Source organism: Marispirochaeta aestuarii (assembly GCF_002087085.1).
GTDB classification, from domain to species: Bacteria; Spirochaetota; Spirochaetia; order JC444; family Marispirochaetaceae; genus Marispirochaeta; species Marispirochaeta aestuarii.
This window is the reverse complement of sequence record NZ_MWQY01000079.1, coordinates 1-310: the sequence shown is the minus strand read 5'-3', so window position 1 is coordinate 310 and position 310 is coordinate 1. Positions and strand designations below refer to the sequence as shown.

General features: G+C 62.3%; 1 protein-coding gene. It reads right to left on the bottom strand.

Translation table 11 applies throughout. The features are described 5' to 3' along the window. Positions 1–310, bottom strand: a 310-nt coding sequence (locus tag B4O97_RS19590) for a hypothetical protein (RefSeq protein ID WP_158084414.1), incomplete at both ends; no start/stop codon positions are given.

Below are 310 nucleotides of genomic sequence, written 5' to 3'. Positions count from 1 at the left end.
GGTAGTTCGACTGGTACTCGATGCGGGCCTCCCGGGTGGTCGAGAGGGGGTCAAGACGCCTCAGGGTCCTGGTCTCTGCAATAACCTCACCCATCTTTCCGTATTCGTAGTCGATGCTCCCTGATTCGTCGCTGCGGCTCAACAGCCGGCCTGCTCCGTACTCGGCGGCCGCGGCGGCTGTCCCGTACTGATAACTCACGTCCATGGCGGGGTCGGGGTAGCGGATATGTATCAGTCGTCCCAGGCCGTCGTACCCGTAGTTCACCGCTCCGCCGGTTTCCCGCAGTACGGCGCTCACCTTCTTTACAAG